Consider the following 6,702-nt stretch of genomic DNA (forward strand, 5'->3'; position numbering starts at 1 on the left):
CCTCACCAACTAGCTAATCAGACGCGGGTCCATCTTATACCGAAAAACTTTTCACACTGCTTCATGCGAAGCTGTGCGCTTATGCGGTATTAGCAGTCGTTTCCAACTGTTATCCCCCTGTACAAGGTAGGTTACCCACGCGTTACTCACCCGTCCGCCACTCAGTCAATAAATCGTCACCCCGAAGGGATCGTGATAAATTGCTTCGTTCGACTTGCATGTGTTAAGCACGCCGCCAGCGTTCATCCTGAGCCAGGATCAAACTCTCATGTTAAAAGTTTAATTCCGAATCAGTATAAAACTGACTTGTTTACTAAAAAAAGGTTTTTGTTTCGTCTTAGAAACTAAATGAATTTCAAGGATACATGTCATTCATAAACTTTTCGAAGAAAAGTTTGTGTTAAGTAACAAGCTTGCTTGTTACCATAATAACTTGTATTAATTCAAGGTTTGTTTCACTGTTCAGTTATCAATCTTCGTTTATCTGTTTTGCTCTGTGTGACTTGCTGTCCCTCAGTGCTCGATTATAATATCACCTGAATCATCACTTGTAAACCCTTTTTTGCCTATTTTTTTAAAGTAAATCTATTCCCCATTTTTAAGCAAGTTGTGTGAATTGTGCAAACTGTACACTCAACTTACATTTTGACATAAAACGAGCTGCCTCCCAGCTTCTTTAAGAAGTCGAAAAGCAGCTCTCAAGCGAAAACGGTTAATGTCATTTTTTGTCCTTTCTCGAATCGTCTCCCTGCTGTTCCTTCACGTCAATCGACCCGACCTGCTGTCAAATCAACCAACGGAGAATTGGACTCCTGCCGAAAGAATCAATTCATTTTGTTTTATATTCTTTATATCGGCAGGAATTCCTATTTTTTTATATTTTCTCCGCTAGGTATTTTCCTATTTTATGTATAAACGACAGCACGTCTTCTTTCATTTCAGTTGGAAAAGAATCAAGCACTGGCGCAGTCTCAAAACTAAGAACCCCTTCAAATTTAATGTCATGTAATGCTTGAATAAAGCCTTCCCAATTTGTTGCACTAGTATTTTCCCTTGTCCTAGTAAATGTAAATGGTATCTGATGAAGATCATATACCCCATCATTATCATGGAGATGTAGCACCTTAAGTCTAGGGCCAAGCGTTGTGATAAAGTCGTAGAAATCTAAATGCACTATATTAGCATGACCAATATCAAAACAGAAGCCTAGTACATCCGCACCATATCTAGAGTTGAATTTATCAATTCGTGCTACCGCCTTCCGCACATCACAGCCTGGACCTTCTACTAGATGTCCAGGCTTTCCCTCGTATAGATTTTCCATACATATAGTAATATTATTTATCGCTGCAAACGGTGCTATTTTATTAAGAAACTCTGCTGTCTTTTCCCATTCTGCCTCCTCAGTACCCAGATATTGCTCAAGTTTAAGTCCATGAATCACAATATTAGGACATTCTAAGAATTTGCAGATTTCCATGCTTTTCATAGGGATATTTTCCCAAAGATATTTATTAACCTCTTCAGAAGCTGTATGTACATAAACTGGATATGGCATGTGCATTTGATTTATCCTAATTCCAGCATTTCTTGCAGCTTTCTTGTGAGGTTCAAAGTACTCGTATAGTTTACTCAAATCTTTGGAAAAGAAACCATTTAAGTTCTCTGCATAAATATCCTTATTATAAAGATAGCTATTTAAACTAAAGTCACAACAAGTAAACCCAGCTTTTTTCAACATCTGAAATCCAATTTCTGGATTATCGTCGGTAACAACACTTTTTGTCTGAACACCAATTTCTAACATCCATTTCCTCCATTTGAGTTAGGTTAGTTTTCCTTTTTTATTTCTCGTTTTTCTGAATCAAACCTGTCAGTGTACATTGATGGCAAATATTCATCATTATACCGTTCGATTGGATTTTTTAATCCCATCGATCTAAGTTGATCCGTGATTTCGTCATAGTACATATTGCAAAGAAAAATAGCTGTATCATCTGGTAATTCTTTTAATGCTTCTGGGGATTTGATTTCAATCCCTTCGAATGTTTGCCCCCATATCGCCTTATTATTGTCACAGGTAAATAGTGGAGGAAATTCCTCCCCATAGCATTTCATATAATTACGACACATATTTCCTGCACCAAAAAGAACCCTAGATGGATATTTAGCAATCACTAGCTCCATAGATATTTGCCAGCTGAAATAATCCGCTATTTTTTTACCATATGCTACAATGTCACTTCGAAGACTTACTGGAGCTGCATTATAAGTATCCATATAGTCGATATATACTGCCTTATCGTACTTAATCTCTCTGAGGCCTCGAATTATGCTAAGCCAATCCACTGATGATTTTCCTCCTAATGCACTAGAGAAAGGCATCAGACTGGCTCCATTATGACCATTATTTTCTTTTAACATGATTAATTCGATTAAGTTTCCCAAGACACTTAATACCTGATGATAGTTTTGGCCAAGCAAATTACAAATCCCAAAGTCCAAGGCTATTTTAAATAAATCATACCCAGCCTCCTTATTTAGCTCTTCAACAAATTCTTTTAAACGATATGGATCTGATAGAGCATTCCTATAAATAGTGCCATTGTAATAATCATAATTATTGGGAATTAGCACCTTTAAATTGTTTTCCCTAGCATAAGGAATAAGTGACAAATAGAAGCTTTTGGCTTCTTGCACACTCGGTCTTCTATGTTCCAGTTCCTTTAACCTAAGTTCCTCTTTTTTGGAAAAGTCCATTCCTTTATTCTTCTTTTGTTTTGCCCTTAACTTCACTCGTTCTTCAGTCACATCAAAAAGTATTGGAGCACATAATATACTTTTGCACCCCGCTTGCCTCGCAATTCTAAAGCTTTCAAAATATAACTTTTTTGCTATATAAAATGGCATTTCGATTAAGTCTTTGTCACCAAAGAAAACCGGGGTTGCTATTGTGTGATAAATCCCTTCAGCCTTTGATTTTTGCATGTAAGGCTCCATAGCATATTGCAATTTGTCCTCTCCGTATTTGACAGCATCTGTTGCAAAGGCACCCACACTGAACATGCAATTCTTATAGCCTGCCTTTACTATATGCTTATGTAACATAGTAACTCGATTTGTGAATCCTACTGAACTTGCAATTATCTCCATGCCATACTCCTTCTATTCATTCTTGCCCTGCTCTCGTAGTTCTGTTTTTATAGCAGTTGAACTAATCCCTTCCGTATAAGGGAAGAAATAAATATCACTACCGTGTTTTCTGAGCCAATCCTGGTTTATGAGCCAGCCCTTGTCATTTGCATAGTCACTTCCAGAGAACTGCACATCAAAGTGGTACATGTTAAATGCATCGATGGAGCTTGGTTTATCTACAGGGATTTCCACCGCCTCATCAACGTATTTGCAACCTTCAATTATTGCCAGTCTCTGGTCAAATGGAATCATTGGTTTTGTCTTTTTACCATTCATCACCTGCTCATCAGTAACAACACCGACAATCAGGTAATCGCAAAGCTCTTTTGACCGTCTAAGCAAATTCAGATGCCCTATGTGGAACATATCAAACACGCCTGACACGTATCCAATATGATATGGCTTTGGGCCATTATCGCCTTGCGCCTTGAATTTCAAAGGTCTTGGATACTCGATCCGAGGATCATAAATAGAAATATCTCTGACTTCCATTTTCTTTAGCTGGGCCAAAACATCCTCATAGTATTTGATACAAATAAATACTCTGTATGGAAGAGTCTCCTCTTTTACAATTGCTGGAGAGTTAATAGGGATATCATACAAAGTTGTACCCCATTTTTCCCTGTTATTATCGAGAATTCCCTTTATTTCATAATATTTACCAAACTGGTCAATGAACTTCTTTGCAAAATCACCTGAGCCGAAAAGGTAAATCTGTTTGCTTTCAACATCCTTGAAAATATTCTCAAAAAGCCTGTCATATTCTTCTTGAGCAAAATCCATTCGAAATCGGTTTTTGCTCATAGTTCTATAGTCCTTACGAGTTCTAATGTTGTAGCTCGCTAACTCTGCTTCATTTCTAAGCTCAGCTAAAAATTTGTACTGTATTTTCCTGAACATATCCTGATGTTCTTTTAAGTGGAAATATTCCAAAACTTCTTCTTTGGGAAGTATTTGCTCCATTTCCCAACAGTCTCTGTAAACAAAATCCACTGTTCTGATAAAGATAGAATTTGCTGGGAATTCATCAATATAGAATTCCTGATCAAAAAATACCGGACCCATCTCGGTCTGGAAACAATTTATAGATACCAAATCTATATAGCCACGTTTTAAAATTACGCCAAGATTTTTTTTATCCTCTTCACTTCCAAATGCCAAATCTCTCCACTTATACTTTGTAGGATTATCTGGCCTTTGTTTGTACCAATATGGATCAAATTGTAGCCAGTCATATTCTTCATATGGAACATGTTCTGAAGAATTGTCTATTATATCTTTAAATGCCGACATCTCCTGCAAGAATTTTTCTTTGCTTTCCCTAAGGCAGTCTCGCAAATACTCTGTATAAATTGTGCCATGTACAAAGCCTGTAACATAGGAATTATCCATAACATTTAGCTTGCCTTGAACCATTGGAACATTGTGATTTGTCAAATCAAAAGTATTCACTTTAAGCTGTGATGCTTTGTCCGCCCCCGCCTTATACATGGGTATTTTTACTACCCTATCATTATATAAATATGTGGCTACCGCCGTCTCTTCTGCCCTATCATTTTGTACTGTGATTTGATTTGGAGCATCTATAACACCATCAATTGTTGCTTCAACAAAATAGCCATTTGCCATCTGATGAAGAATATCATTCTCGAGGAAATCTTCGTATAGTTTTTCTTCTGGTAAATATACAGTCTCTGGGCTAACATATTCTGTAAAAACCCTAACATCAAGTCTTTCATTAGGCTTATATCCATATTTTAGAAAAATCTGTGGACGAGCGATGCATGGAAACACCGAATAAAACTGCATCTTATTTATCCCTGCAGATTTTAACATTTTTTCAATATCTACTTTTGAAAGTGCATGTCCGCCAATAATTTGCAGACGTTTATCACTGAGATTTGCATAATTGTCAATACCGTCTAATACATGCCCGGTTGTAATGTCCTTATCACCGCAAAAATGCCTCATTGCAAGTCGATTGTTTGTGGCAATGAGGATTTTGCACTTTGGAGCCATCAGCGCCGGGAGCTTAAGGATTAGAGTTTTAGGGTCAACAACCTGCTCTAGTAAGCCAGCAAGGATTATGTAGTCAAAATAATGGTCATAATTATTGAGGTCGATTCCCTCATACTCAGATGGAATCACCGGTGTAACGTATTCTAAATCAAAATCTGTAAGTTGATATTTGTGGATGCAGGTAACCTCAAGCTCTTTATCTTCAAGCACAGAAATAAGCACTTCAAATTCAGGTAGCGTGCCTGTAATAAAAAGTGCTTTCTTTCCCTTTTCAAATTTGTACCAGCTAAGTACTGCTTTTGGTAGATTCTGTACGATATTCTGTTCTGTTCCCATTTTCTCCTCTTTTTTATTTCTATTTAAGATTCTCTAATGTACATTTCAATCCATCTATCAACTCATATCTTCCATTCCAGCCTAGAGTCTTTATTTTTGAAGCATCTAAAACTGCATAGGAAATTGGAGTTTGTTCCTTTTGTTGGATTTCGTCAGGTATTTCAAATTCACAATTTACCTGTGCTATTTGTGCCAAGGTTTTAGCAAATTCAGCTATGCTGGCTGTTGAATTCGCATTTGCGATATTGTAGGCTTCACCACTTTTTCCATTTATTAGAATTGTTAGTAGTGCTGATGCGGTATCTGCTATGTATGTGTAGCTACGAATTTGATTGCCTTTGCTGTGCAGAATAATGTCCTGCCCCTTGCTTGCATTTGCAATAAATTGGGTTGATGCTCTGTTGTCTATGGCTGTAGTGTATGGACCATATGTATGGCTAAGTCGAGAAACTATCGCATTTACGTTGTATTCTAATGCGTAGCTAGCACATAATATTTCCGCTGCCTGTTTTGCTACTGGGTAACATGAGCGAGTAGACATTCCAGCTGCCATTATCATATCCGTTTCCTTGAATGGTCTATTGTCAGACGCCGGCGCACCGTATACTTCACCGCTAGAAATATAAACATATGCTTTAATCTGCTTTTCTCTGGCTAGCTCCAATGTATTTACTGTGCCTAAAAGTGCTGGAGTCATGATCTCTACTGGTCGCACTCTAAAAGCCTCAGGGTAGCCATCTCCTGCTGCATGGATAATGTAATCAATTTGTGCATTTAGTGTGATTGGCTGACATACATCCTGGAATAGGTAATTGAGTTTTTTTGAATTCGTATATGCGAATCTCTCTCTTGCTTTTTGTTCATTTCTAGCTAATCCATAAATCTCAATGTTTGCATCCAATGTTTCATTTGCATATAGCAAAATATCCACAATGAATCCGCCAATCAAACCTGTTATCCCAGTTATCAACACTGTTTTATTAAACAGCTTGTCAAAATTCACAGTTGAATCAATTGCATTATTCAAATCATTTTTGTATGTGGTCTTTAATTCCTTCATCTACTACAATATATTTATGGTTAATACCCCTTACAGCCAGTAAGGAATTATCCATCTTGTTGCTTAGCTGTATAATGGTGGAGCAATCGGTA

General features: G+C 37.2%; 4 protein-coding genes and 1 rRNA gene. All 5 read right to left on the minus strand.

Annotated elements, in window-relative coordinates; translation table 11 throughout:
- Positions 1 to 274 (minus strand): 16S ribosomal RNA (locus T498_RS0109740); the annotation flags it as partial.
- A gap of 600 nt (positions 275 to 874) precedes the next feature.
- A complete protein-coding gene (locus T498_RS0109745; protein ID WP_028235744.1) occupies positions 875 to 1,807 on the minus strand; it encodes a sugar phosphate isomerase/epimerase family protein in 933 nt (310 codons plus the stop codon).
- Positions 1,808 to 1,830: 23 nt separating this feature from the next.
- Entirely contained in the window at positions 1,831 to 2,988 is a 1,158-nt protein-coding gene (locus T498_RS0109750; RefSeq protein ID WP_155951054.1) for a hypothetical protein, read from the minus strand.
- A 177-nt stretch (positions 2,989 to 3,165) separates the two neighbouring features.
- Positions 3,166 to 5,550 carry an adenylyltransferase/cytidyltransferase family protein gene (locus T498_RS17080; RefSeq protein WP_242839230.1) on the minus strand — a complete coding sequence of 795 codons (2,385 nt, stop codon included), beginning with the start codon at positions 5,548 to 5,550 and terminating at the stop codon, positions 3,166 to 3,168.
- A gap of 19 nt (positions 5,551 to 5,569) precedes the next feature.
- Entirely contained in the window at positions 5,570 to 6,610 is a 1,041-nt protein-coding gene (locus T498_RS0109760) for an NAD-dependent epimerase/dehydratase family protein (protein WP_036978336.1), read from the minus strand.
- Between the last annotated feature and the right edge of the window lie 92 nt (positions 6,611 to 6,702).

The sequence above is a fragment of the Pseudobutyrivibrio sp. MD2005 genome, from assembly GCF_000621865.1.
In the GTDB taxonomy this organism is placed as follows: Bacteria; Bacillota; Clostridia; order Lachnospirales; family Lachnospiraceae; genus Pseudobutyrivibrio.